Annotated in this window: 22 protein-coding genes; 9 read left to right on the forward strand and 13 right to left on the reverse strand. The window is 52.1% G+C overall.

Annotated features, from left to right (window positions below):
* Positions 1-115: 115 nt before the first annotated feature.
* Positions 116-1618, reverse strand: a complete 1503-nt coding sequence (locus NXS99_RS01235) for a multicopper oxidase family protein (protein ID WP_259286849.1) — start codon at positions 1616-1618, stop codon at positions 116-118.
* A gap of 120 nt (positions 1619-1738) precedes the next feature.
* On the opposite strand from NXS99_RS01235, the gene glmU reads away from it, so the two are divergent.
* Together glmU and NXS99_RS01245 are read left to right on the forward strand one after the other, a co-directional pair.
* Entirely contained in the window at positions 1739-3172 is a 1434-nt protein-coding gene (gene glmU, locus NXS99_RS01240; protein WP_259286850.1) for a bifunctional UDP-N-acetylglucosamine diphosphorylase/glucosamine-1-phosphate N-acetyltransferase GlmU, read from the forward strand.
* Between the two features lie 124 nt (positions 3173-3296).
* On the forward strand, positions 3297-4277 hold the full coding sequence (locus tag NXS99_RS01245; protein ID WP_259286851.1) for a ribose-phosphate diphosphokinase: 981 nt from the start codon (positions 3297-3299) through the stop codon (positions 4275-4277).
* Positions 4278-4322: 45 nt separating this feature from the next.
* Here NXS99_RS01245 and NXS99_RS01250 read toward each other — a convergent pair whose 3' ends face one another.
* Entirely contained in the window at positions 4323-5474 is a 1152-nt protein-coding gene (locus tag NXS99_RS01250) for an HNH endonuclease signature motif containing protein (RefSeq protein ID WP_259286852.1), read from the reverse strand.
* A gap of 243 nt (positions 5475-5717) precedes the next feature.
* Between NXS99_RS01250 and NXS99_RS01255 the strand changes: the two genes are divergently transcribed.
* Positions 5718-6344, forward strand: coding sequence for a 50S ribosomal protein L25/general stress protein Ctc (locus tag NXS99_RS01255; RefSeq protein WP_259286853.1), 627 nt, complete (start codon positions 5718-5720; stop codon positions 6342-6344).
* A gap of 70 nt (positions 6345-6414) precedes the next feature.
* On the forward strand, positions 6415-6966 hold the full coding sequence (pth, locus tag NXS99_RS01260) for an aminoacyl-tRNA hydrolase (RefSeq protein WP_259286854.1): 552 nt from the start codon (positions 6415-6417) through the stop codon (positions 6964-6966).
* Here the strand turns inward: pth (NXS99_RS01260) and NXS99_RS01265 are convergent.
* Positions 6947-7219, reverse strand: coding sequence for a hypothetical protein (locus tag NXS99_RS01265; protein WP_259286855.1), 273 nt, complete (start codon positions 7217-7219; stop codon positions 6947-6949). The genes pth (NXS99_RS01260) and NXS99_RS01265 overlap by 20 nt on opposite strands.
* A gap of 20 nt (positions 7220-7239) precedes the next feature.
* Positions 7240-8238: a nitronate monooxygenase gene (locus NXS99_RS01270; RefSeq protein WP_259286856.1), complete on the reverse strand. Its 999-nt coding sequence runs from the start codon at positions 8236-8238 to the stop codon at positions 7240-7242.
* Positions 8239-8275: 37 nt separating this feature from the next.
* On the opposite strand from NXS99_RS01270, the gene pth (NXS99_RS01275) reads away from it, so the two are divergent.
* Entirely contained in the window at positions 8276-8887 is a 612-nt protein-coding gene (pth, locus tag NXS99_RS01275; protein WP_259286857.1) for an aminoacyl-tRNA hydrolase, read from the forward strand.
* Here pth (NXS99_RS01275) and NXS99_RS01280 read toward each other — a convergent pair.
* The 8 genes from NXS99_RS01280 to NXS99_RS01315 form a co-directional block, all read right to left on the reverse strand.
* On the reverse strand, positions 8873-10141 hold the full coding sequence (locus tag NXS99_RS01280; protein WP_259286858.1) for a choice-of-anchor M domain-containing protein: 1269 nt from the start codon (positions 10139-10141) through the stop codon (positions 8873-8875). The two genes, pth (NXS99_RS01275) and NXS99_RS01280, sit on opposite strands and share 15 nt — an antisense overlap.
* The gene (locus NXS99_RS01285) at positions 10138-10995 is read right to left on the reverse strand and encodes an anchored repeat-type ABC transporter permease subunit (protein WP_259286859.1); all 858 of its coding nucleotides are present in this window, start codon (positions 10993-10995) and stop codon (positions 10138-10140) included. The genes NXS99_RS01280 and NXS99_RS01285 overlap by 4 nt, the downstream gene beginning before the upstream one ends.
* Positions 10992-11741 (reverse strand): anchored repeat-type ABC transporter ATP-binding subunit, encoded by a 750-nt coding sequence (locus tag NXS99_RS01290; protein ID WP_259286860.1) that lies wholly within the window; start codon positions 11739-11741, stop codon positions 10992-10994. Before NXS99_RS01290 ends, NXS99_RS01285 begins: the two co-directional genes overlap by 4 nt.
* A complete protein-coding gene (locus NXS99_RS01295) occupies positions 11742-12644 on the reverse strand; it encodes a choice-of-anchor M domain-containing protein (RefSeq protein ID WP_259286861.1) in 903 nt (300 codons plus the stop codon).
* A gap of 16 nt (positions 12645-12660) precedes the next feature.
* Positions 12661-14193 carry an anchored repeat ABC transporter, substrate-binding protein gene (locus NXS99_RS01300; protein WP_259286862.1) on the reverse strand — a complete coding sequence of 511 codons (1533 nt, stop codon included), beginning with the start codon at positions 14191-14193 and terminating at the stop codon, positions 12661-12663.
* Complete coding sequence (locus NXS99_RS01305; RefSeq protein ID WP_259286863.1) at positions 14193-15785, reverse strand: choice-of-anchor M domain-containing protein; 1593 nt, start codon at positions 15783-15785, stop codon at positions 14193-14195. The genes NXS99_RS01300 and NXS99_RS01305 overlap by 1 nt, the downstream gene beginning before the upstream one ends.
* 125 nt (positions 15786-15910) lie before the next feature.
* Positions 15911-16732, reverse strand: a complete 822-nt coding sequence (locus NXS99_RS01310; protein ID WP_259286864.1) for a choice-of-anchor M domain-containing protein — start codon at positions 16730-16732, stop codon at positions 15911-15913.
* Positions 16733-16770: 38 nt separating this feature from the next.
* Positions 16771-19164 carry a choice-of-anchor M domain-containing protein gene (locus NXS99_RS01315; RefSeq protein WP_259286865.1) on the reverse strand — a complete coding sequence of 798 codons (2394 nt, stop codon included), beginning with the start codon at positions 19162-19164 and terminating at the stop codon, positions 16771-16773.
* A 202-nt stretch (positions 19165-19366) separates the two neighbouring features.
* Between NXS99_RS01315 and NXS99_RS01320 the strand changes: the two genes are divergently transcribed.
* A complete protein-coding gene (locus NXS99_RS01320) occupies positions 19367-20200 on the forward strand; it encodes an SDR family NAD(P)-dependent oxidoreductase (protein WP_259286866.1) in 834 nt (277 codons plus the stop codon).
* Positions 20201-20232: 32 nt separating this feature from the next.
* Entirely contained in the window at positions 20233-21876 is a 1644-nt protein-coding gene (locus NXS99_RS01325) for a peptide chain release factor 3 (RefSeq protein ID WP_259286867.1), read from the forward strand.
* 127 nt (positions 21877-22003) lie between these two features.
* On the opposite strand, the gene NXS99_RS01330 is transcribed toward NXS99_RS01325, so the two are convergent.
* On the reverse strand, positions 22004-22615 hold the full coding sequence (locus NXS99_RS01330) for a hypothetical protein (RefSeq protein WP_310593297.1): 612 nt from the start codon (positions 22613-22615) through the stop codon (positions 22004-22006).
* 328 nt (positions 22616-22943) lie between these two features.
* Here NXS99_RS01330 and NXS99_RS01335 point away from each other — a divergent pair, with 328 nt between their 5' ends.
* Both NXS99_RS01335 and NXS99_RS01340 read left to right on the forward strand, forming a co-directional pair.
* Positions 22944-24380: a glyceraldehyde-3-phosphate dehydrogenase gene (locus tag NXS99_RS01335; protein ID WP_259286868.1), complete on the forward strand. Its 1437-nt coding sequence runs from the start codon at positions 22944-22946 to the stop codon at positions 24378-24380.
* A 171-nt stretch (positions 24381-24551) separates the two neighbouring features.
* On the forward strand, positions 24552-26081 hold the full coding sequence (locus NXS99_RS01340) for a SulP family inorganic anion transporter (RefSeq protein ID WP_396124788.1): 1530 nt from the start codon (positions 24552-24554) through the stop codon (positions 26079-26081).
* Positions 26082-26219 lie beyond the last annotated feature (138 nt).

The raw sequence follows: 26219 nt of genomic DNA on the forward strand, positions 1-26219 counted from the left end.
GAACCTAGAATGACGGTACCAAAAACCGTAGTGTTGCCGATTACACCACAGGGAAACGTTTACAACTGAAGTTGTGAACTATGACAGTATACAATCTGTAGGTCACAGACACAAACTAATGATGATGATGGCGCGTAAAAGCCGTATCTAACTGGGCAATCTCGCCTTTATTGACCATCATAAACTGGCCCATCATGCCCGAATCTTCGTGATACAGCATATGGCAGTGATACATATATGGATAGTGATTATTACGATACTGGCCAAATAACACCGCCAGCTTCACCGTGGCGCCAGGTGGCACAGTGACGGTGTCTTTCCAACCGAAGACATCGAACTCCACCCCTGTCCCAGAGACTTCTAACACCTGGAAACTGGAATTGTGAATATGGAAATTATGGATCCAATCCGAATTGCCATTTGTCACGGTCCACACCTCAGGTAGCGAGTGGTCGATTAAGAAATCCACTCGGTTCATATCCATCTGCTGACCGTTGATCGAGAATGTGTCCAGCTCGAAGCTACGCTGAATCGCGCCTTCTAGCTCCAAAGGAGCGTCGGCAGAATCGTCGAGGATTGTTGGCAGTGCTGGCAATTCCACTCCCTGTCCCGGGGCGTGAATCGCAAGCAACTGGTTTTGCTCCTGCAATTTGAAATCTGGAGCGTTCGTCGCCTCTGGCACACCTAAATTATCGGCAAACCCCTTGGACATCAGGGCAATCGTTTCGCCAGGTTTGAGATCAACCACAATCTCGACGCGCCCGCCAGGGCCTAGTTGGGCGTTGCGGACCATGCGTGGCTTAGCCAAAAAACCAGAATCGGTAGCGATAATGGCGAACTCACGATCGTCGTCAAGCGCTATATTGTGAAAGCGCATATTGGAGCCGTTTAAGATGCGGAAACGCACTCGATTGGTGGTGGCGTCGAATTTGGCGCCGGAAATGCCATTGACCAAAATTACTTTGCCCTGCAAGCCAAGAACGGGGTCGAGGGTCTCGTCGAACGAACCATCTTCATGGAAATTGGCGTCCATGAGAACCAGCGGGATGTCGTCGACGCCATAGGTATTCGGCAACTCCAGCGCAGCAGAGATCTCATCGTCCACAATGATCATGCCGGCCATGCCGCGATACGCCTGCAGGCCCGTCTTGCCATGCGCATGCGGGTGATACCACAGCGTCGCAGCCGGCTGCTCCACCGTAAACGAACTGGTCCACGACTCGCCCGCGGCAATCGCCGAATGCGGGCCGCCATCCATATCCGCAGGCAACAACATGCCATGGAAATGCACCGCGGTATCTTCGTCAGTGTCATTCGACACCGCCAAATCAACCTTCTCACCGCGCGAAATGCGCACCGTTGGGCCAAGAAACGGGCCGTTGAAACCCCACGTCGGGGTGTGCTTGCCGGGGAGGATTTCGAAGGTGCCGCGTTGGATGTGGAGTGGGAACACTCGCCTCCCCTGTACCAGAGAAGAATCGGCAAGTGGAGGGATTGGCAGCGGTCTCAACTCCTCCTGTCTCAAAGCACCCACATGCGTTGTTTTGGTGGCACAACCGGCCATCAAACTTGCACACCCAAGAGACAAACCAGCTAAAAACGTACGACGACGAATCATGGTATTCCTACAATCTATAAAAAGTATGACACTAGCCAGCATACAAATCCCACAAAGCTACTGCTATACGTCTAAGGTAAAAAGAATCAAGACCAAATAATGCACACAAGGAGAAACACTGTGAGCGCAAATACCGCAGTTGTCGTACTAGCAGCAGGCGCCGGGACACGGATGAAATCAAACTTGCAGAAAACTCTGCACACAATCGGTGGACGCAGCCTCCTGTCCCACTCCCTCCACGCAGCTGCAGGTATCCAGCCAGCAAAGATTGTTGCGGTTATCGGGCACAGGAGAGATCAAGTACAACCAGCGATTGAAGCGGTTGCCAAAGACCTCTCTGTCCCAGTGCTCACAGCTATCCAAGAAGAGCAAAAAGGCACCGGGCATGCCGTGCAATGTGCCATCGATGCCCTCGGGGAATTCAACGGCACCATCGTTGTTACCAACGGCGACGTTCCACTTTTGCGGCCAGAAACGTTACAGGCCCTCGTCGACACGCACACTCAAGTGCCAACAGCGGTCACTGTGCTTACCATGACGGTGGCAGACCCAACTGGATATGGTCGAATTAAACGCAATAGCGAAGGCGAAGTCATAGCTATTGTGGAGCAAAAAGACGGTGACGCGGAAACCTTGCGCATCAAAGAAGTAAACAGCGGTGTGTTCGCCTTTGACGCCAACATTCTCCGCAACGCGCTCGGACAACTGACAACCAACAACGCGCAAGGCGAACTCTATCTCACTGATGTGCTCTCCATCGCCCGAAACAATGGCCATCCTGTCCGAGCACACCACGCAGAAGATCCTCGCGAACTTGCAGGTGTCAACGACCGCGTCCAACTCGCGCACGCGGGACAGGAGCTCAACCGACGCATCGTCGAAGCCATCATGCGCGACGGGGCGACTGTGATTGATCCAGCAAGTACATGGATTGATGTTGACGTCACCGTGGGACAAGATGTCACGATCCATCCCGGCACGCAGCTGCTTGGCACCACCACGATTGCCGATAACTGCACAATCGGTCCTGACACCACATTGACCAACATGACCGTGGCAGAAGGCGCCTCGGTCATTCGCACGCACGGTTTCGATTCGTTTATTGGCCCACAAGCCACGGTCGGCCCGTACACGTACATCCGTCCTGGTACGCACCTTGGTGAAAAGGGCAAACTTGGTGGATTCGTGGAAGCCAAGAACGCCACAATTGGCAAGGGATCGAAAGTGCCGCATCTGACGTATATTGGCGATGCCACCGTTGGTGAAGAATCAAATATCGGCGCGTCGAGTGTGTTCGTGAACTACGACGGGGTGAATAAGCATCACACCACCATTGGTTCTTATTGTCGGACAGGGTCAGACACAATGTTTATTGCACCTGTCACAGTTGGCGATGGTGTGTATTCGGGCGCTGGCACAGTCATCCGTGAGGATGTTCCCCCAGGATCCCTGGTCATTTCCGGTGGTAAGCAGCGCAACATTGAAGGGTGGGTCATTGCGAAACGTCCTGGCACTCCGGCTGCGGAAGCTGCTCAACGGGCAATTGATTCTTAGAGTTTCTCGCATAGATAGGAGAAAACAAGTACTGTTAGAAGAGGCAGTGTGCGGCTTTTGTTAAAAGGCCGTATATCTACTTTCCTATAAACCTCTACCCACCTTAAGGAAGGTTTTTCCTGCGATGACCGCTACCATGTGGAGCCAGCCAAAAAAGAATTTAATGCTTTTTTCGGGTCGTGCACATACCGAATTAGGCGAGGCTGTTGCCCAAGAGCTCGGTATTGAATTAACCCCTATGACCGCCCGTGATTTCGCTAATGGTGAAATTTTCGTGCGTTTCGAAGAGTCTGTTCGCGGTTCCGACGCGTTTGTGATCCAATCACACGTGCAGCCTTTGAACAAATGGCTCATGGAACAACTCATCATGATCGATGCTCTTAAGCGTGGATCTGCAAAACGCATTACCGCTATTTTGCCGTTCTATCCTTACGCGCGTCAGGATAAGAAGCACCGCGGCCGTGAGCCAATTTCCGCTCGTTTGGTTGCAGATCTCCTCAAAGCTGCAGGTGCAGACCGCATCGTTTCCGTGGACCTCCACACTGATCAGATTCAAGGCTTCTTCGATGGCCCAGTTGATCACATGCACGCAATGCCAATTTTGACTGACTATATCCAAAAACACTATTCCTTGGACAATATTGTCGTAGTCTCCCCTGATGCAGGCCGCGTAAAAGTGGCAGAAAAGTGGGCAAATACTCTCGGCGGCGCCCCACTTGCATTCGTGCATAAGACTCGCTCTGTTGATGTTGCTAATGAGGTTGTAGCAAATCGCGTCGTGGGCGATGTTGAAGGTAAAACCGCAGTGCTTCTCGACGACATGATCGACACCGGTGGAACAATCGCGGGCGCTGTTGGTGTGCTTCGTGATGCAGGCGCAACTGATGTGATCATTGCCTGCACCCACGGTGTCTTCTCTGGCCCAGCTCGCGAGCGTTTGAACGCTTGCGGCGCAAAGGAAGTCATCACTACCGACACCTTGCCACAGTCCACAGAAGGCTGGGACAATCTCACGGTGCTGTCTATGGCTCCACTGCTGGCAAAGACCATTCACGAGATTTTCGAAAATGGTTCTGTGACAGATCTTTTTGAAGGCCAAGCTTAAAACAGGCAGCCTGAGTACCTCTCTGATTTTTCAGAGAGGTACTTTTTATGCGTGCTCTTGAATGTATCGAGACCATGCTGCGCCAGATTTTGGATCAACATCCACGCAGATCGGTCCTTCTCGGGTTTTGCGCAGCCCAAAGTACCCTGTAGTTGGATCCCTTTCAATCCGGCCCCGGTAGGTTAAAGAATTGGGATCATCATTATTAGCAGCATTATGCGGACCACACAGCGGCGCACAATTCGATTGAGCAGTTTTCCCACCGTGTTTCCAGGCCACCACATGATGTCCCTGGCAAGTAATTGCAGTGCGTTGGCAGTCTGGATGTACACAGGTCAAATTTTCAACCGCTGACATGAACTTTTGCCACGGGCTGAAATTACGTTGGTCAGTCTGTTGACGCGCAAGATGAAATCCTTGGACAGGGATTCTGTTGCCTTGATCGTCAATACCCCACGCAATAACGTACCCATAATCGGCCAACGCCTGGTTCAAAAGCTCAGCTAATGAATACGTTGCCCCCGACAACGTCCGAACTGTGCCATCCTTCAGATATTTATCCGTTTTTTGTAACGCCCATAAAAAGGTCGGTGCTAATTGCGGCGTATCCGCAGCATTATGCCGCATGCGGCGCACGAATGCCTGTCCGATGGCATCATGATATTTCAAGGTGACATTCGCACGCATGAGACCTTGTGCATCGTGATGCAACAACGTACGAATTTCAGCAGCCTCTGCAGCAGGCAACCACCCAGTAAAGAAACAGCGGCCATAATAGTCAGGCGATTCCGCAAGATTGAACCGCCGCTTAGGTGGGATTTTTCCACTGCCTTCGTTTAACGCAGCAACCCGTTTTGCCAGGAGTTTGCGCAGTTCATCGGGTATGATTTTTGGTGCGAGAGACAAAAACTCGCGTCGTAAAGCTTGCTTATCGACGCCAGGGTCAAGCACGCAATTGACTGCTTTATTGACGGTATCAACCTGGTCGAGTGTAAGTCGCAGTTCAATGGCGTAACTGAGCAATGCGGTGGTAAATTGAGCGGCAAGATTGATCATGGTTTTTGCATGCTTGCGCGATACCATCGCCTGAGATTCGATGTCTGTGACAGTCAGGTGGTGTGTGCGAATGAGTCGCAAAACTTGCAGCGCGCCATGCTGGCCATCGAGCCAGGTCTGTGCGTTGTCCCAAACAGTCATGGCGTTAGGATAAACAAAACACAATAGTTAGTCGAGGGAAACTAGAAAAGATTTTACTTCGCCCTGCTCGGCTGCTAGAATTTGCTAAGTCTCGGCGAGGGCTCGACAAATGAGCCGTTATCGACGCGATAGTTTTGACACAAGCTTTTCAAGCCTTGCGCAGACTCGACGATGACAACATTGCCATATCGAGACCGCAAGGCTTTTTTGCGGTCAAACTACACCAATAATAAGGAGTGTCACATGTCCAACGAAAACATTGTGATTTCAGCACAACCACGTGATGAGTTCGGTAAGGGTGCAGCTCGCCGCCTGCGTCGTGAAGCACGTATCCCAGGCGTCATCTACGGCCAGCACCTGGAAAATCCAATCCACTTCCACGCTGCACTGCTCGAGGTACACGCATTGCTCCGTCGCCACGGTTCCAACGCTGTGTTTGAGCTCGACATCGAAGGCGACAGCCACCTGGTAATCGTCAAGCACGTTGACCAGAACGTTCTGACCCTCAATGCAGATCACATCGACCTCGTTGCAATTAAGCGCGGCGAAAAGGTTGAGGTTGAAGTACCAGTGGTATTCGAAGGCGAAACCGCTGCTGGTACCCAGCTGGTACAGGAGCTCGACACCATCTTGGTCGAGGCAGACGTACTGTCCATCCCAGAAGAACTCGTACACTCCATTGAAGGCCTTGAAGGCGACACCAAGATCCAGGTTTCTGAGATCGCACTTCCTGCAAAGACCACTCTCGTTGGCGACCCAGAGGCAGTTATTGCTTCCGTCAACTTCGTTGAGTCCAACGAAGAAGTTGTAGAAGACGCAGCCGGCGAAGCTGAAGAAGCAGCTGAAGGCGAAGCAGCAACCGAAGAGTAAAAACTTCCAATAAATGGGGTTGTGCCACCAGTTGGTACAACCCCATTTTTCTATGCCACAATAAGAACCCATGAACGCTTTTCTCATCGTGGGGCTCGGAAATCCCGGCGCCGAATACGCCGACACACGCCACAACATTGGCGCAGCAGCACTCGACGAACTCGCCACTCGCACCACGCCAATGCCCGCAAGTCTCAGTGCGCACAAGCGTACGAACACGCTAGTCGCCGAATCACGGCTGGGACAGGTGAGGGTGGTGTTGGCGCGCACCCGCAGCTACATGAACCTCTCCGGCGGCCCCGTCAAAGCCCTGTCCCAGTTTTACAAAATCCCGCCACAGCGCATCATCGTGATGTTTGACGATCTAGAGTTGGGCTTCGGTGAGGTGAAACTGCGTGCCGGAGGTGGCGATCACGGGCATAATGGATTGCGGGATATCACGAAGGCGTTGGGTAAGGATTATATTCGCGCAGGGATTGGCATTGGCCGCCCGCCTGGACGAATGGATGTCGCCAGTTTTGTCTTAAAGCCTTTCGGCAAGCAAGAGCGCGCGGAGGTGCCTATTATTTGCGCGGATACTGCCGACGCCGTGGAGCAGTGGGTTACCACTTACGAGCTTTAATTAAGGCCATCCGTAGCGCTTGATCGTTGAGCGCTACTGCCCCTTGGGTTTGCAGTTTGTGCAGTACTGCTGGGCATTTAGAACAGCGTGGGTGGGAGCGGCAGCATTTGGTTTTCTTTTTGGTCGCTTGCGTTAATTGGCTGCGCACTTCGGTAATGTTGGTGTGCGGGCTTGCAATATTTGCCTGTTCAACGGCACGAGAAAAGGCCGCGTATACGAGATCTGCGGCCTTTTGTTTGTTTTTGCCACCCATATGAATTAGGGTAGCATACTCTAATTGTCAAGAAGGAAACGCATAATCTTCTTGACCTTTTTACGCTTGATCGTTTCGCGACGATCGCCCACGAGACAGTAGGCAAATTCTTCGGTATTACGAATATCATCAACGCTTGCAAACATCTGGGACAGGAGTGGGTAGCTAAAAGGTACCTCCTGCTGCGTATTCGTCCACCACGTCTCAATACCGCGCGCATAGCGGCCACTATAAGCGCGCGTGACGGTAGTTGGTAGTGTCGAACTGACCAGTTTACGGTTAAATTTACTAGTGCCTGCTTCTTTGGCTTTTAAGAACATCGAGCCAGTGGCAACGGCTTTGACGCGTTTGATACCAAGAAATTTCTTCACGTCTTCAGGGGTGCGGATGCCACCTGAGGTCACGATTTTGGTTGAAGTTGCAGCTGAGATTTCTTGGGCAAGTTGGTAGGTATCAGTCTGGTTTGGAACTTCGGTTGGATCCCATGTCAGGCGGTGCCCACCAGCGTCGTGGCCTTGCACAATGAGGACATCAGCACCAATGATTTCTGCCGCTCTTGCTTCCTCAACGTTGGTCACACTCACCCACACTTCAATGTCGGCATCGTGGCATTGTTCAATTTGTGCAGGCGTGAAACTGCCAAATGAGCTCGACAGCACCGCTGGCGCGAATTCCAACACTGCTTGGAACTTCTCTTCAAAATCGAATGTGAGGTCCGCACGTGGCACCATAAAAGGGTGCGGAAGGTTATGCGCATCGCACGCCTCACAGAGCTGCTCGTGAATGCTATAAAGGTGTTCTTTATTAGGTTTCACCTGTTGCGGGTAAAACAGATTCACTCCATAGATACCAGTCATTTGGGCCATTTCGGCTCGCAATTTGGAGGCTTTCAGCAGGCCACCCGCAAGAAAACCGAGTCCGCCTTCCTCTGCGATCGCATTGACAAGTGCAGGAGTGCTTGGCCCACCTGCCATGGGGGCAGCGATAATCGGGGCTCTTAAGGACTTTACGACGCTCATGTGCGCTGATTATACGCCGTATGAGACCATAGTACCTATGTCGATTGTCTCATTTTTTACCCGTAAGTATGTCACCGCACGTCCTGCCGATTGGATCGTTTTAGGTCTCGGCAATCCTGGAGATAAATATGCTGGCACACGGCATAATGTGGGCTATGGTGGCGTCGATAAGCTGCTCTCGCGCTCTGGGACAGGGCTGCGGCCGGTGAAAGGCCAACCTGTTGTTGTTGCCAATGCCACAGTCGCGGGCGCGTCGGTGCTGCTCGCGCGGTCGACGACCTATATGAATAATTCCGGCGAGGCGATTGCGCAGTTGTGCCATGATTTACATGTGCCTGCGGATCATGTCATTGTGCTCCACGACGAGCTGGATCTGCCGCATGGCAAGCTCCGGATTAAGCAAGGCGGCAATGAGAATGGTCACAATGGGTTGAAGTCGGTTTCGGCGCTTTTGGGTACGCGGGAGTATCTGCGGGTGCGGATGGGGATTTCGCGTCCGCCGGCGGGCACCCCTGTCCCAGACTATGTTTTGGGTCCGGTGACCCATGACGATGCGCTTGAGGCCATGCTCGAGCACGCCGCTGATGCCGTGGAGATTATTGTCTCGCAAGGCATTGCGGCTGCTCAGAATGCGTTACACTCCCGTTGAACGTAGTTTGCGCGCCACGATAAACGCAGCAATGCCCATCAGTAGGCTCATCAGGCCAACGCCGAAGGCAAAGCCCTCTCGTAGCCCTAATGGTGGGCGCTGAACGACATAGGTGGTTGGGACAGGTGCAGGCATCGCTCCCCTAGCCACCGGGGCCACCGGCGCAGTCGATGTAGGTGCCACCGGCGTCACTGAGGCCACAGGCGCAGCAGCCACTCCACCGCCACCCAGCACAGGTGCAGGCGCAGGTACCAACGGCGCCGTTCCAACTACCCCAGCCGCAGGTGTCGCCACCGCAGCAGTTCCAGCTGTTACAGGCACAGGCACAGGCGCTGGTGTGCTCACCATACTATCAACAGCCTTATGCAATCCTTGTAGCGGCCCAAGCAACCCTTTAAGTGCTTGATCCACTACTTGTACATCCGAGGTTGCATTGCCAGCTTCCAACGTGGCAGCCTGATAGTTCAAGCATTCTGTAGGTGCGGTCAGCCCTGTCGCAAAGTCAGTTTCTGCAGTATTCACCACGCTTTGGTCGCGCAGGTCAGTTGGCGCTTGCGCGATCGCAGCATCGCCAACCAAAAAAGTCAGCGTGTAATCAACTGGCACAAATTGCGCGCAACTATTGCCGCTATAGGAAGCAATAAATCGAAACGTCACGGTGTATCGGCCGGGTTGGGTAAAGGCCATGCCGGTGTGCTGGTGTGTATCCAGTGGGAATGCCCAGTGATCTGCAGGATTGTCGCTATCTAAAAAGATCTTGCCGTCACTGCTGAGCGATGATTGTTGCCACAGAATCACTCGGCCTTGATCTGGGCCATCCACCTTGTTGAAGGAGATGGTGATCGCGTTGCCGCTGGCCAAATCTGAGGCTTGCACTCCTTGCGTCGAAAAGCCGAGCCATGGCAAATCTGGATCTTGGACTTCCGGGAGGTTAAAGACTGGCCCTGATGTTTGCACGCCAATTTCGGAGGCAAGGCTGGAGGCCGGAATCTGGGCGCGATCGGGTACCGCGATGACAACGGTGTCGCTGGGTCGGTAGGCAGAGCCAGCGCTGGAGGCCGATCCATCATCGCGCAACTTAACATACGGTGTGTGATCGAGAACCTGCAGGTGCATGTCCTGATGGTCTTTTTGGATGAAAAATTGCGAGGCAGTTGCCACTTGGCTGTCAAGTGGTTGCGAGTGTGCGTTCGAGACTGGCAGTGTCACAATGGCAAGTGTTGTCATCAGTGCTGCCAATGTGCGAGTGTTCATGCGTGTTTCTTTCCGATCAAGCCTTGGGTTGGGCTGAATACCCAAGTAAAAAGGAACATGATTGTCAATACCAGTACGATGGTAGCACCAGTTGGCAAATCCATCGCCCAGGAGAAATAGACACCAGCGACCGCACCAACTACTCCTATTAAGGAAGCCAGCGCCATGGTGTGTTTCAAATCATCGCTGAGCAAGCGGGCAGTTGCAGCTGGAGTAATCAGCAATGCGAGGACTAGGATATTGCCAATTGTGCGCACGCTCATGACCACTGCGGCGGTCACCGCCAAGTAGATCATTAAGTCGAGCGCGAAAACTGGCAAGTTCATTGCTCGAGCGGTTTCGCGATCCAAGGATACCGCCACAAGTTGCGGCAATAGTGCGAAAACCAAGGCAATAATCACGGTGCCTGCACCAGCGGCGAAAATAATATCGCCAGTGGTCACGCCGGTAATTGAGCCGAATAAGAAATTGGTCAAACTTGCGGTATACCCTTGGGTTTTTGAAATAACGACCAAGCCCAGCGCAAAGGCCGCCGCGAAGAAAATACCGATCACGGCATCTTCTCGCACGCGACGTCGTTGAGAAAACACCGCCACCAAAACTGCCACCGTTCCACCTGCTACGGCACCACCGAGGAGCACCGAAAACTCCAGTGCGAAGGCAATTGCCAACCCAGGAAACACCGCATGGGCCACGGCATCGCCAATAAAGGACATGCCGCGTAACACAACAAATGTACCCACCACAGCGCAGACAATTGCAGAGATCACCGACATTAACAGTGCTTTTGGCAAGAAAGCCAGAGCAGGATTGGTTAAGTCGCTGAGGAATTCGAGAAATGAAACTTCGATCATGAAAGGTGCGCTCCTACCAAGGACAGCAATGGGGATTGTGGACCAACTTCGAAAGTGTCCATCCACAGGTGAGGATCGGCAAGCTGCTGAGGCGAACCATCAGCACGAATACCTTCGCGGAACAAGACCAGTCGATCACATGCGTGCAAAGCCTCTCCAATATCGTGAGTGGACATGACAATACTGGTGCCCTGTGCGGCAAGTTTTTGGAATAAGCTGGTCAGTTGCTCTGCCGTGGGCATATCCAAGCCGGTAAACGGTTCATCAAGCAGTAAAACCTTTGGTCGCGTCGATAAGGCGCGAGCGACGAGTACCCGTTGGCGTTGTCCACCAGAAAGCTGTCCGATGGGACGATCAGCCAAATCCACCAAGCCAACGCGCTCAAGGGCCTCGGTGACTGCCTGCTCATCATCAGCATTGCTGCGCTGATACCACTTGGATAAACCAGTACGACCATTGCGGACAGCTTGCCGAATGCTAATTGGAAAGTCCCAGGCGAATTCATGTCGCTGCGGCACATAGCCAATCATGCTGCGAATCGCCTTGACCTGCCGCTGCCCTGCTACTTCAACGGTGCCGCTGGCAGGAACTAATTGCAGCAAGGCGCGCATCAGTGTGGTTTTACCCGCACCATTTGGCCCAAGGAGTCCCACAAACTCGCCTTTGGCGACGCTGAAATCTACCTCGCGGAAAATCTCACGCCCGGCAAGCTTCACACCTAAATTGGTAGCAACGACCAAGCTCATTTAGTGTCCTTTCCGACCAGCGCGACGACGCACACTGATAACCAGCGCGATCGCTACAACCGCGCCTACCACTGCCACGAGACTTGGAATCACCCAACTACCAATGCCTTGCGCTACAGCTGGTGCTTGTGCTTCAGTCTCAGCTGGGTAGAAGGTGCCATCCCACTGTGCCGCCTGAGCTGCCGGCAGATCAGCTTCTTCGCCAACTGCAAAGGTTAAAATTTTGGTAATGGTATCCTCGCTGCCGTCTTTCAGCTTGGCGGCAATTTCAATGGCAACTTGGTGAATACCAGGCTCGGTAAACACCCAGTTTGCGTGGGTATGAGTATTTGCATCCACCCACAGTTCTTGGGCACGTTGCTCTGCGGAATTCCACAGCACCTGAGGCTTCTCAAAGCCACCATTTTGCAAGAATAAGGTGAATTGACCAGGGCCAGAGTGCCCCACAAAGGTCATGGTGATACCGCGATCGACCTGTTCCACAAACGCTGGTGATTGCGTCGACCAGCCCAACCACGGTACGCCTGCTTGCTCAACCTGCGGAACCACCCATACTTTTTGGCCAGGTTGCGCGCCGGTAAAGGCGAATTCATCGCTGTCAGGTAACTGCTGGGCGGCTTGCTCGCCGACGACAAACAAAAGGTCATCGGTATGGCGCCAAATTGGTGGGATTTGGCTATCATCACGCACAAACGCGTCAAATGCTTGGTCGCCACCTGAGACAATCAGTGGGCCTAAATCGGCATGTCCCTGCCGGAATTCATGCAGTTGACCAGCTGGTGCTACAGGTTCATCTGCACTTACGGTTTGCTGTAAATCACCGGCAAATGCTGGGACAGGCATGACCATAGTTTGAAGTGCCGCAGCACACAACACAGCACCAATATATGTACGAACAGACATCTTCATTTTCCTTTTCCTATGACTTCAAACATGTGCTCACTGACATCGCATTGGTGCGCATCAGTTCAAGGTAGGTCGAAACTTCTGCATCAAGCGTATCGCCACGAATTGTGCACACCTCGACCTGCAATCGTGCTGCAGTTTCGGTGAGCACACCAGCACGTCCCGCCAATTTCGGCTCCAAGAATACTGCCGGTACCTGCAGATTTTCCAATGTTCGGGTTAATGCAATCACATCGCGCGGGCTTGGTTCCACAGCCGGATTCGGGGTGACGAAACCTGCAATATTCAGGCCATAATCGGTGCCAAAATATCCATAGGCATCGTGGGTGGTCACCAACTGTCGACGACTTGGCTCAATACTGCTCATTAAGGCACGAATTTGCTTATCGACGTCCTCTAATTCGCGCACATATGCATCCGCATGTTCCCGGTAGATTGCTCGGCCACTTGGATCAACAGCGCTTAAGGTTTCTTCAATCACCCGAACCATTGCAATGGTGTTTTTCACCGAATGCCACACGTGTGGATCAACTTCTCCATGCACATGTTTTCCTAGTACTGCCTGTGGCAGCAAATAGGTTTCATTGCCTGGAGTGCCTAAGAACTTAAAGGTTGGATCGGCCGGAATTTGTTGCAGCACGCTCGACGGCACAAACAACACGGTACGATGAGGGTCATAATCATAAGCAGTATCCGTACCAACTGGTGCATCACCACGTAAAAGCACCTGCTGAGTATCTAAATCGCTCGTGATATCAATATGGCCATGATCAACCACAATCGGATCCACAATATCGGTCGCGGTATGTGGATTCACACCAACCGCAATGGTAATGGTGGTGGATCCGACTGGTACCTTGGCGTCGAGAAGCGCTTCTACTTCGATGGTGTACACACCAGGTTTGCTAAAAGCCCACGACACGTGCGTGTGTGCGTCGACAGGCAGCACAGTGGCATCGGCGGTATCAAGGCCGTCTTTGCTATTAAAGAGCACTTCAGGCACGCCAAAGGTGGAGGTGATATAGGCAGCCGCGTCACCTGGGCCAGCGACGTTGCGAACTGCCAGGGTGACCGATGAGGTGCGCTGGGCGCCAAGGCTCTCCCCTGTCCCAGACACACGCATGCCTAACCAGATGGTATCGAGTGCGATATTTTCGACCAGCGGCAATAATTGCGCGCCAAAGCGAGGCGCTTGTTCAGCCAGCGGCACCAATGGAACATCCGGGCGGCGAGATTGACTCAGCGTTTTCAGCAACGACTGTTCTTCTAATAACAGGCCGTTGGAAAAAACGACATCGGCATTGGCGATATTGCGAACTGAGCGAAGGCCAGGTTCATAGCTGTGCGGATCAGCACCTAATGGCATAATGCCGGTTACTCGACCACGATCGCCAACCACATGGCTGGCAAGGTCGGCAATAATTGGGGTGGTTGCAACCACATCAAGCACGTCATTGGCTGTACTTGGGGCGTGCGTATGTGTCGCACACCCGCTGATACTGCAGGCGGTAATCGCCGCTATCGCTGTGAGAATAAGTTTTCGCATTAGGACGCTGCTTTTCCGCGCAAGGCTTGTCGCACTGCCATGACACCAGCGCCTAACACAAACATGCCCAATGCCATAAAGCCGATTGGCAAGATGGACCATAGCTGTTGTTTCCAGGAGGTTGCTTCCACTTTGACCGCAGCTGGTTGTGAAGCTGCCTGCGGAGTCTCAACAGCATCAGGTACCTCACCTGTTACAGGTGTTTGCGGCTGATCTGGCAAGCTTTGGGCTGCTGCAAGTCCTGGATCACAGGCAGTACCGGCTGGATCAATTGCTGCACCAATATCGAAGTGGCCCGACTGGCTTCCCTGACCAACTTGGAAGGTTAAGGTGCCAGTTGCTTGCGCGGTTGTTCCGTTTGTCAAGGTGACCGTTTGACGAATCGACACATAATACGTACCCGGCACGCCAAAAACCCAGTTTGGATGCACATGGGAATTGCGTGGAATCACATGGCTTCCAGCCGCCTGGTTATTTGCGCCTTTAAACCACTGTTCGCCAACCACTTGGCCAAGTCCGCCTTGGCTGTAGACCACCATTGGGCCGGGACCTTTGAACCCAACTAATTCCCACGTCACTGGTCCTTGCGTATGGTCTAATAACGTTGGATGCTGATTATTTGAGCCAACCCATGGAACATTATCTTCCTGGATGGAACCAATCATCCATACTTTGCCGGCTGGTACTGGACCAATCGCTTTCGGTAAATCCTTTTGAGCGGCAGCTCCGAGCTGGAAGGTGAGTTCACCAAAATTTTTCCAGGTGGCAGGAACCGTGGAGTCGTCTTTAATCATTGGGATAACCAGCGGTTGGCACTGCCCTGTCCCAGCAGGCGCAGGAGCTGCTGCAACCCCAGGGGCAGCTGCAACCACTGAAGCTGCTGGTTGTGGCTGCCCTACCTGCTGAGGTTGAGGTTGCTGGCTGTTGTGTACAGTCGGCTGTGCTTGTTGCTGGTTGGCGTCGAAAAGCGAGGGTGCGTCACCAACTTGCCAGGTGTAGGTTGCGGTATTCGACTGCGTGTTACCAGCATGGGCGGTGACTTTCATGGTGTAGGTGCCAGGCTTGGTAAACGCCCAGTTGACATGGCGATGGGCAGGTTTTTCCTGCTGAATCACGCTGCCAGTGGTAATCGCGTAGGAGCCGTTGGTGGTCACGGGGTTCACACCATCGAAGCCACGGCTTTCGAAAATATAGACTGAACCAGGGCCAGTGACGCTATCGAAATGTAAGTCGACGGTGGAATACTCAGGGCGCACACCAAAAGTGTCCCAGCCAGGCCACAACTTACCGGCGGATTGTGACTGCGGTAAGTAGTAGCTGGCCACACCGATTTCTGGGACTTGGGTTGTGGCATCGGAAAACGCAGCATCGCTCACAATTAAGGTGACATGTTCTGGCTTTTGGATCACGCTTCTGCCAGTGATGTCTTCTTTAATGGCAAGTTCGAGGGCGCCGCCAGTTGCGGTCACTGTGAATAAATCAAGATGACCTTCCGTAAATTGTAATTGTGCGTGTGCGATTGGCGCACTTGCGATTGCCCCAAGCATCACTGCTGCGGCAGCGCCAGCTGCGAGCCGATGACGGATCAACACCGAATCAGTCCTTAATATTTTCCTAGTCAAAACAAAGAGTTGTACGCAACAGCAAATTCTCCTCGGCTACGCAGGTACCTGCATGGCCAGGAGAATTCATACTTTTAAGAATACTGACGCTGCATTTACATGCCAGGCAGTTTCATGAAATTCTTCAATGCTGCCAGCAAGCCACCAATCACGCCAACGATTGCCACAACAATTGCGATAATCGCACCAATTCCAAGAGGTGCCGACTGTGGTTGATCGCCTGTCGACGGTGACTGGTTGCCAGTCGATGGGTTGGTCACCTGCGCCTGTGGATTTTCCGTGACGCGAATCTTGTAGGTTTCAACCTCAGAACGCAACTCGCCTGCTTTCGCCTGTACCTTGAAGGTGTACTGACCAGGCTTTGTGAATGCCCAGTTCAGATGCTTGTGTACAGCACCACTGTGAATATTTGCGCCATTGCTGAGTTCGAAAGCATTATTGGCCAGAATTGGTGATACTTCCAGCTTCTTCTGCGCATTCAGGCCTGCTGTTTCAAACAGATAAACCTTACCTGGACCAGTTACCTCTTGAAATTCAAAATCAACGGCATCAAGATTTGATTGCTTCAACTCGATTGCATCCCAACCAACCCATACCACCTTTGGGTTTTGAGTTTGTGGGATCACAGCTGCTGGCTGACCAATGAAGTTTTCTGATAGCTTGCTGAAACCTTGGCTCCACGCATCTTTCGACACAACAATTTCAACGTCGCTTGGCTCGCGCAATACTTTCTGTCCAGTCACATCTTCTGAAACCCTCAGTTTCAATGCCCCATCAGTCACGATTGGATGGAAAATATCAATGTGTCCAGTAGTAAAGCTCATTGGCGATTCCGTCGCCTGTGCGTGCGTGGTTGCACCTGTCATCATTGCGACAGTCGCAGCGATGGCAATAGCTTTTGACCATGTGTTCTTCATCTTTGCTTCTTTCTTCTCACAAAATATTTACAAAAACTTTAACGCTTCACACGCTTCAGAAATGCCATCACACTCGGAATACGCAGAGTTTCTAGGACTGCAATCATGATAGCCAGCAAGGAACCCAAAATCGCACCAACATATGCACCCCACCGATGTGAGGAATCCGGCTGTGCTGGTGGAGTCACCACTTCTGAAGCCACCAGTTCGCATGCCTTGTCTGCAGGACTACCGACGACGAAGGTCAGTGTTTCTGGTTCTGTTCGAATCGTTTTCCCGGTAGCTGCAACAGTGGCACTGGCAACAGCGTTGAAGGTATACACACCTGGTCGAGTGAAGATCCAGTTGGTATGCACATGCGAAGCATTGTCAATATCAATGGTGGTATCGCCAACAGTGGAGTCAATTAAGACCTTCGCATTCTCATGTAACGTGGCATCCTTATATAAACCAAATGCTGCACCTTCTGGAATCTTCACAGGCTGCAGGTCAAGCTTGATGCCTTCGCTAAACTGCGACATATCCAACGATTGCGTGTTATAGCCAGGCCACAATATATTGGTTTGGCCTGCTAGGGTTTCTGGCAAACGCCAGAAATGACCATCAGTTAAATACTTTGGATCTAAGAAATTCAATCCCTGGTTGTCATAGCGCGATGTCCGCTTGGTACGTGCACTTGGAACCACAACATTCACGACGTCGCTCAGCTTGCGATCAACGAAGGTGTTGCTAATTGTGCCAGTTTCATCCTTGAGCACCATTGACAACTGCGATGCGTCGCCAGTGATTTTCAAATCGGTATGTCCACTGCTTAATACCGCTTTTTCACAGCTGCGTGGCTCATCGGAAGGCTTTGTTTCTTCAGTGTTTGACGCAGATGGTGCAGGAGCGGTTGCTTTGGTCTTGAGCAGAATCGATGGCAAGGTTTGTGGCATAAGTGCCTCGCTGCCATCTTCTTGCTCGGTAAGCGTAATGCGTTCGCGAGTAGGAGAAACACCCTTATCGGTATGCACTGCTGGATTCGGCCGCACGCCAACTTCAATATATTGGCCTTCAAGATCATCGTTGTAGAGCGTCATTGTGGCAGTACCATGCTCCATCATGATCATGCCAAGATCATTGGCATCATCGGAGTCGGCATTATCAAAGGTTTTTACTGTAATATATCCGCGGTAATTTGGATCATCAGCAGTAAACCGCAGGCGTACGAATTCATCCGGCAATTGTTCCAGGCTCGGAGTGATCGTTACATCCTTCGCTGGCTGATACTCCTCTAAATTCAAGCTGACATTTTTAGGATTTGGCTGTTCTGCCATAATCTCAGCCTCGCCTGAAGCAGACGTCACACTTACTGGGACAACTTTGCCGGCGTCGTCAAGCTCGTGTACGAGTGGCTCTGCGATCCAACGCGCACCATTTTGATCATTTGGCGTGAAAATTGCTTGCAATTTGGTTGCCTCAGGACCGATCAATTCTGGCCATTCGGCATGACCGTTGGTCACTGGCAGATCGGTGAGGTGATAGCCCTCAATTAAAATGGTCAAGGTACCGTTGAGGTTCTTATCAGCCGCGTTGAACACCAGGTTCGTTAAATGCTCATCGCCGCCATCGGTGCCTTCATATGGAGCCAAAGAAAATTCATAACCAGCGGTTGTCAGATCGCCAATTGGCGCTTGGTTGTAGCGCTCTTGCAATGGAACTGGATTTTTCACCGATTCATCAGGTGATTTGCCACCAACTTGGACAACCAAGGTTTGAAGTGGCGTAGTTTTAAATTCACCATCGGTAGTGCGTCCGGAAATCCGATAGGTAATTTTATGCCGACCTGGGCGCGTAAACAGCGTGTAATTATGGGTATGGCTACCAGTGACCAACACATTCGAGCGATTACTCTTCGCTCCCGAACCAAGCATTTTCGACAAGCCGACTGGGTAGGCATCCCAGAAGTTAAATAATTCGACTTGTCCTGGACCATCGACGGACACTAAGTCCAAGGCAGCTTCTTGATCAACAAAGTGATCAAATGGTAAGCCATCGCCAGCGCCATAGCCCCACCAAATTGGATCATGTGGCCTGCTGCTTACCGCAGGTGCCGTGTAGTAGGTGGCACCAGGGCGTAAGTCTGCATATGCGAAAAGATCATTCTCTGGCACCGTGAATTGATACTGTGGCTTGCCGCGGTACCAGCCTTTGCCGATCCAAAGTACGGATTGATCAATATCGGCGGTTTCACCCTCACCATAACCAACCCGTAATTCCAGCTTCTCAGTCGCAGTGTCGTAATACGCCTTTGGCGAATCCACATGGCGACCAGTGACAACAAATTTACCGTCATCAGGTCCAGCAACTGCGATTTGTGGCTGCAACATTACTGGAGCAGCCAAACTCAACGTCGTCAGCGCTGCCATGATTCGGATTGCGTTCTTGCGCATTTCTCCACAACCTTTCCAATAAGGGGCTGTTAATGAAAATATTGAAAATTGGTTCCATTTAGAAACTTCGACTTTTAGAATAGCGAACCAATATCAAAACGCAACACGGTTTTCATTAAGTGCGTGTCTCTTTTCAATTACAACTATTCGCGCAGGAAAACTTCCCCTCACCTGTGAATGAAATAAGGCGTAGAATAAAGTAATGCAAACAATTATTATCACCGGAGCCAGCAGTGGTGTTGGCAAAGAAGCCGCTCGCTTAATCGCCGCACACCATCCAGATGATCGTCTTATCTTGGTCGGACGCAATGTAGAAAAAACCAAGGCCATTGCAACGGAATTACAGGCCGAATATCTCACCGCCGACTTCGGCAAACTCGAAGATGTACGTACTCTCGCTGCACAAATCCGCGAATTAACCGATACCATCGACGTGCTTGCCAATAACGCTGGCGGGCTTTTCGACGGACCTCGGTTCACCCATGATGGATTTGAATACAGCTTCCAGGTCAATCATTTAGCCCCAATGCTTCTGACCAATTTATTATTTGATATCTTGCAGCGCTCCAAAGCCACGATCGTGGCAACCTCCTCGATCATTAATCGCCTGGGCACGCTTGATCTCGATCATCTTGCTACAGGTGAAAACTTTCGCTCCTCCAAGGCCTATGCCCAGGGCAAACTTGCCAATATCTTATTTACCCAAGAGCTCCACCGCCGCTACCACAAAGACGGCATTCGCGCGGTAAGTTTCCACCCAGGTGTTGTAGCAAGCAATTTTTCCACGAGTTCGAAATCTCCACTCTCGCTGTTCTACAAGAGCAAACTAGCCTCGACATTTGGAATTTCCTCGGCTGAAGGCGGGCGTCGATTAGCATTTTTCATTTTGAATCAATCGGAAGCCCTAGCTGCGAGCGGTACCTACTATGAACAACCATTGGTACCAGGTGCCACACATGCACAGGCTCACGATCCAGCCTTTGCCGAGCGCTTTTTCGATATTAGTTCTGACCTGCTGAAAATCAGCTGGCCGTGAAATGTTAAGGGCATTATGTAGTATTAAGTTCCATGAGCTCTTCTCCAGAAACGCGCACTGAAGCTGCGCGGCGCCGTACCTTTGCCGTAATTGCCCACCCTGACGCTGGTAAATCCACGCTCACCGAAGCATTAGCACTCCACGCCCATGTCATTACCGAAGCGGGCGCCGTGCACGGCAAAGCGGGCCGCAAAGCAACAGTCTCCGACTGGATGGAGATGGAAAAAGATCGCGGTATCTCCATTGCGTCTTCTGCACTACAGTTCGAATACGCACCTGAAGGCCATACTGGCGAGCCATATATGATCAACCTTGTTGATACCCCTGGCCACGCCGACTTCTCCGAGGACACCTACCGCGTGCTCACCGCCGTCGACGCCGCAGTTATGCTTATCGACGCCGCCAAAGGTCTCGAGCCACAAACCTTAAAACTTTTCCGCGTGTGTAAAGCCCGCGGCCTCCCAATCGTCACAGTGATTAACAAGTGGGACCGGCCAGGCCGCACCCCATTAGAACTCGTCGACGAAATTGTGCAGGAAATTGGCCTGCAACCAACGCCACTGTATTGGCCAGTTGGCGAAGCTGGCGACTTCCGTGGCCTGGCACATATTAATGCCGATGGTGAAGCCGATGAGTATATTCACTTCCTGCGCACCGCCGGTGGCTCCACGATTGCCCCAGAAGAGCACTATGATCCAGCAGCAGCACTCGACAAAGAAGCTGACAGCTGGGAAACAGCAGCTGAAGAAGTTGAACTTCTGGCTGCTGACGGTGCTATTCACAATCAAGAAATGTTCTTGGAATGTGTGACGTCCCCACTGATCTTTGCCTCGGCAATGCTGAACTTTGGTGTGCACCAAATCCTTGATACGCTCTGCGAACTCGCACCAGCCCCACGCGGACGCGAATCAGATGAAAAAGTCATCGCAGCTGCCACCAGCGGCATTGATACCAAGCGTGAAGTTGAAGACGAATTCTCAGGCGTGATCTTCAAAGTCCAAGCTGGTATGGACAAAAATCACCGCGACTCCTTAGCCTTCATGCGCATCGTGTCTGGTGAATTCGACCGCGGCATGCAGGTCACGCACGCCCAATCTGGACGCAGCTTCTCCACCAAATATGCCCTCACGGTTTTCGGACGCACGCGTTCGACCGTGGAAACTGCCTACCCAGGCGATATCGTAGGCCTTGTCAACGCCGGCTCACTGGCCCCAGGCGATACCATTTACGCAGGTAAAAAAGTACAATTCCCGCCAATGCCGCAGTTCGCCCCAGAGCACTTCCGTACGCTGCGCGCCAAGAGCCTCGGCAAATACAAACAATTCCGTAAAGCGCTCGATCAACTCGCAGCCGAAGGCGTGGTGCAAATTTTGCGTAACGACGCCCGTGGCGACGCCGCCCCAGTCATGGCAGCTGTTGGCCCGATGCAGTTCGAAGTCATGATGGCACGCATGCAAAACGAATACAACGTCGAAACCACAGCGGATCCAATCCCTTACTCCGTGGCTCGCCGAACCACCGCAGCCACGGCACCAGAACTGGCAAAACAACGTGGTGTCGAAATCTTTACCCGTACTGACGGTGAAATCGTCGCGTTGTTTGGCGACAAGTGGAAACTGGCCTTTATTGAAAAAGAACATCCAGAATTTGAGATCTTCCCGATGATCGCCGATTAAGGGAATGAGAAGTGAAAAAGCCGCGCTGGTGACAGTGCGGCTTTTGTGTGTGGGTGTGGGTGCGGGTGTGGCGTGGTTTGGTGTGGCGGGCGCGGGGGCGCGTGGTGTGGCGGGCGCGGCGCAACGGCTAGAGATGAAATATCCCTAATATCACCAAAATCGCGCCAACAATATACCCGGCAACCTTTGCTAACTGCTGCTTCTTTGATCGCAGCCGCTCAAAACCGCGTCCCCAAATAGAATCTGGATACAAGCGCATCAACCCGACTCCAATGGCCGCCGCTGTTGGAAGCGAGAGAGCAGCCAGCGCATAGAAAAACATGCCACCATAGCGCACGGCAACCGACAGGTCCCCGACACTTAATACCGCAATGCCAGCAAAAAATGGCACAGATGTTGCTGATTGAATCACCCCTAGCAAGAAACCGGTGGCAAAGGTCTTCACACTCGGCGTTTGCAGTGGTGGTAACAGCTTCGACACCATTTGCGAACTATCTCCGCCACGAATGCTAAGCACAATGCTCAGCACACCAACGGCAATAAGCACCACGCCAAAAATCGAAGAAGATACAAGTTTCTTAATGGGGTCGCCGATGCCGTCGAAAAGCAGCATCGTTGCGAGCGCAAGCATAAACACGCCCAACCAATCGCCACCAACGAGCAGCGTGGCGATCCTGCCAAAACGAGCTCGCGCTGGAAGTAGCACTCCCAACGCCACTAAGACCCCGATCAACAACACATTGAGGGAGTCTAAAAACGCATACGTTACAGCCAGCCAAATCACTACTCGTGCATCTCCTTATATTGATTATCACCGAGTCTAACTGGTTTTTCGTCAGCCTCCCAGTACCCCCAAACTGGTCTAAAAACAGACAGATTCGGAGCATTACCCCCAAAGCAAACATTTTTGGCGGAGATTCCGTTAATATGGCGGTGGAAATTTCAACAGAGTCCACCCCCTCCCATTAAGAAAATTTCCAACAAGGAAGCGGTAATCCGCGGATTTTCAGCATTCCCCCATCGCGCCCTAATGGGGTGCGGCACGCACTATCAAAGGATCCAGCCTTATGAACTCACATTGGAACGAACGAATCGAAGCCGCTCAAAAAATGCTTCCCCTATTAGGGAAATTGCATCGCGAGAATAATGTCATTACGTCCGTATTCGGCCGTTTGCTCATCGACGTCACCGACATCGACGTGGTCAAAGCGCATCGCTATTCCCGCCTGGCCACCATTAAGGAATTAAGTCCGACAGATACATTGCCGATTTTGGAGAAGCTGACTCATCTGAATCTCGGTTCTGCATCTATTGACCTTGGTCGTTTGGCTGTGAAGTTTGCCGAGCATGATGGCGATCTCGATAGCTTCTTGCAAACTGAGCTTGCCGAAGTGATCGGCACCAGCAACAATCAGCCGTCGCGCGATATTGTGCTCTATGGTTTTGGTCGTATTGGCCGGTTGTTGGCTCGCATTTTGATCTCACGAGAAGCGACCTACGGTTCCGTGAGGCTGCGTGCCGTCGTCGTCAGGCGCAATGGCGAGAAAGATTTGCAAAAGCGCGCTTCGCTGTTACGTCGCGATTCGGTGCATGGCGCCTTTAATGGCACGATTACCGTCGATGAGGAAAATGATGTGATTTGGGCGAATGGCACCAAAATTCAGGTCATCTACTCCAACGACCCAGCCAGCGTCGATTACACCGCTTATGGCATTGACGACGCGATTGTGGTGGATAACACTGGCCGGTGGCGTGACCGCGAAGGCTTGTCCCAGCATTTGAAGTCGAAGGGGGTCTCGCGGGTGATTCTTACTGCGCCTGGCAAGGGGGATCTGCGCAACGTGGTCTATGGCGTGAATCATACCGACATCGTCGATAGTGATGAGATTATTACCGCCGCATCCTGCACCACGAACGCGATTACGCCAGTTTTGAAGGTGATTCATGATCACTATGGCGTTAAGCAGGGGCATGTCGAAACAGTGCACTCGTTTACCAATGACCAGAACTTGATTGACAATTTCCACAAGGGCGAACGACGCGGACGTGCAGCTGGGCTGAATATGGTGCTGACCGAAACTGGCGCTGCCAAAGCCGTGGCGAAAGCGCTGCCGGAAATGGAAGGCAAACTCACCGGCAATGCCATCCGCGTGCCAACCCCAGATGTCTCAATGGCAGTGCTGAACCTCACGCTCGAGAAGGCCACCACCCGCGAATCCGTTAATAGGCTGATGGATCAGGTTGCTCTGCACTCCAACCTGCGACAACAAATCGCATACACACACTCGCCGGAAGTCGTCTCCACCGACTTCGTTGGGAGCACGCACGCAGGCATTGTGGATGGACTTGCGACCATCGTGAATGGAACCCAGCTCGTGCTTTACGTCTGGTATGACAATGAATTTGGCTATTCCAATCAGGTCATCCGGATTGTTGAACACGTCGCGGGGGCGCGGCCTAAGGTGGTGCCGAAGCGGGTTGATCAACGAGAACTCACAACCTAACCCATTAAGGAAATTGATGGGTGAGGTGTTGGCGTAATCCAGCGGAAACACGCAAGCCTGAATAATGAGGTGGTTTTGACGGCGCTTAGCTGCACAACTTAGGATTGATACCTTAATTAAGGAAACTAGATCCTCTAGTGTGCGCTAAGCGCTTTTATTTTTTCAGTTGGGATGACCAAAATCGTGTCCACCGTCCAGGTTACAAACATTTCTTTACCACCTACTGACGTTATCGGGTCGTTCCGGTACGCGTTGTCGTCGCCAAGCCAATTAAGGAAAGAAGTGCTCGCTGGCCTAGTTGTGGCACTTGCGTTAATTCCTGAGGCGATCGCGTTTGCAATTCTGGCGGGCGTTGATCCGGCGGTCGGACTCTATTCCTCAATAGTGATGGCGATCGTCATTGCCTTCACCGGCGGACGACCTGCGATGATTACCGCCGCAACTGGTGCCATCGCGCTGGTGATCGCGCCAATTGCGAAAAATTATGGCACGGACTACTTCGTAGCCACAGTCCTATTAGCGGGTTTGATTCAGCTAATACTAGCGGCGCTTGGCGTGGCAAAGCTGCAGCGTTTTATTCCGCGATCGGTGATGATCGGGTTCGTAAATGCATTAGGGCTTTTGATTTTCATGGCCCAGTTGCCGCATTTAATGAATGTGCCGTTCCTCGTCTATCCCCTTCTCCTATTAGGGATTATGATCATGATCGGCTTTCCGCGCCTCACCACGGCTATTCCCGCCCCACTGATCACGATCATCGTCTTGACCCTCCTCGTCTTCGTCGGCGGCCTTAATGTGCCGGTGGTGGCAGACATGGGTGAGCTTCCCAACGCATTGCCGTCCTTCTTTATCCCTCATGTGCCATTGACGCTAGAAACTCTCACAATCATTGGCCCATACGCATTCGGCATGGCAATTGTGGGCCTCATGGAATCCCTCATGACAGCAAAGCTTGTCGACGATCTCACCGAAACCCATTCCAACAAAACTCGCGAAAGTTTCGGCCAGGGTATCGCCAACCTCGCGTCCGGATTGTTTGGAGGCATGGGAGGCTGTGCAATGATCGGTCAAACGATGATTAACGTGCAAGAATCACGCGCACGTACTCGCCTCTCCACCCTATTAGCAGGAATTTTCCTACTGGTCTTAATCATCAGCCTGGGAGAGTTTGTGGGACAAATTCCAATGGCAGCGCTCGTTGGCATTATGATCATGGTTTCGGTCGGCACGATTGATTGGCACTCAATTTCACCACGCACTTTGAAGTACATGCCATTAAGCGAAACGGTCGTGATGGTTGTAACCGTATTAGCGACACTTACGACGCATAACTTAGCAGTCGGCGTGATTCTCGGTGTTACCACCGCAATGATTATGTTTGCGCGTCGCGTCGCACACATGGTGCGCATCAGTAATGCATACGATGAAGTAACTGACACGAATACCTATAGTGTCGAGGGACAGCTTTTCTGGGCATCAAGTAATGATCTTGTGTATCAGTTCAACTACAACGATTCTGCGCGCAACATCATCATCGATCTCACACGCGCAGAAATCTGGGATGCTTCAACTGTTGCAACGCTGGACTCAGTCACGCAAAAGTATCACGCTAGAGGCAAGCATGTAACCATTAAGGGTCTTGATGGGCAAAGCAAAATGCGCCTTGATCGGCTCTCTGGTCGCCTTAATGGAGTGGAATAGGTTGTAGGCATGGCAAGTAGCCGGATAAAACCATCTCTACCCGGCTACTTACACCACACGCACTACACAGCATACACCCTACGACAACATCCTCGCAGCAACAGCCGCACCACTATGCACCTGCGCCGGATGCCGATT

This window comes from Corynebacterium sp. HS2168-gen11 (genome assembly GCF_024834075.1).
GTDB lineage: Bacteria > Actinomycetota > Actinomycetes > Mycobacteriales > Mycobacteriaceae > Corynebacterium.

Bases quoted from the DNA above. Each gene is read 5' to 3' on its own strand.
- NXS99_RS01235 (WP_259286849.1), bottom strand. From the start codon at position 1,618: ATGATTCGTCGTCGTACGTTTTTAGCTGGTTTGTCTCTTGGGTGTGCA.
- NXS99_RS01245 (WP_259286851.1), top strand. From the start codon at position 3,297: ATGACCGCTACCATGTGGAGCCAGCCAAAAAAGAATTTAATGCTTTTT.
- NXS99_RS01250 (WP_259286852.1), bottom strand. From the start codon at position 5,474: ATGACTGTTTGGGACAACGCACAGACCTGGCTCGATGGCCAGCATGGC.
- NXS99_RS01255 (WP_259286853.1), top strand. From the start codon at position 5,718: ATGTCCAACGAAAACATTGTGATTTCAGCACAACCACGTGATGAGTTC.
- pth (WP_259286854.1), top strand. From the start codon at position 6,415: ATGAACGCTTTTCTCATCGTGGGGCTCGGAAATCCCGGCGCCGAATAC.
- NXS99_RS01265 (WP_259286855.1), bottom strand. From the start codon at position 7,219: ATGGGTGGCAAAAACAAACAAAAGGCCGCAGATCTCGTATACGCGGCC.
- NXS99_RS01270 (WP_259286856.1), bottom strand. From the start codon at position 8,238: ATGAGCGTCGTAAAGTCCTTAAGAGCCCCGATTATCGCTGCCCCCATG.
- pth (WP_259286857.1), top strand. From the start codon at position 8,276: ATGTCGATTGTCTCATTTTTTACCCGTAAGTATGTCACCGCACGTCCT.
- NXS99_RS01280 (WP_259286858.1), bottom strand. From the start codon at position 10,141: ATGAACACTCGCACATTGGCAGCACTGATGACAACACTTGCCATTGTG.
- NXS99_RS01285 (WP_259286859.1), bottom strand. From the start codon at position 10,995: ATGATCGAAGTTTCATTTCTCGAATTCCTCAGCGACTTAACCAATCCT.
- NXS99_RS01290 (WP_259286860.1), bottom strand. From the start codon at position 11,741: ATGAGCTTGGTCGTTGCTACCAATTTAGGTGTGAAGCTTGCCGGGCGT.
- NXS99_RS01295 (WP_259286861.1), bottom strand. From the start codon at position 12,644: ATGTCTGTTCGTACATATATTGGTGCTGTGTTGTGTGCTGCGGCACTT.
- NXS99_RS01300 (WP_259286862.1), bottom strand. From the start codon at position 14,193: ATGCGAAAACTTATTCTCACAGCGATAGCGGCGATTACCGCCTGCAGT.
- NXS99_RS01310 (WP_259286864.1), bottom strand. From the start codon at position 16,732: ATGAAGAACACATGGTCAAAAGCTATTGCCATCGCTGCGACTGTCGCA.
- NXS99_RS01315 (WP_259286865.1), bottom strand. From the start codon at position 19,164: ATGCGCAAGAACGCAATCCGAATCATGGCAGCGCTGACGACGTTGAGT.
- NXS99_RS01320 (WP_259286866.1), top strand. From the start codon at position 19,367: ATGCAAACAATTATTATCACCGGAGCCAGCAGTGGTGTTGGCAAAGAA.
- NXS99_RS01325 (WP_259286867.1), top strand. From the start codon at position 20,233: ATGAGCTCTTCTCCAGAAACGCGCACTGAAGCTGCGCGGCGCCGTACC.
- NXS99_RS01335 (WP_259286868.1), top strand. From the start codon at position 22,944: ATGAACTCACATTGGAACGAACGAATCGAAGCCGCTCAAAAAATGCTT.
- NXS99_RS01340 (WP_396124788.1), top strand. From the start codon at position 24,552: ATGACCAAAATCGTGTCCACCGTCCAGGTTACAAACATTTCTTTACCA.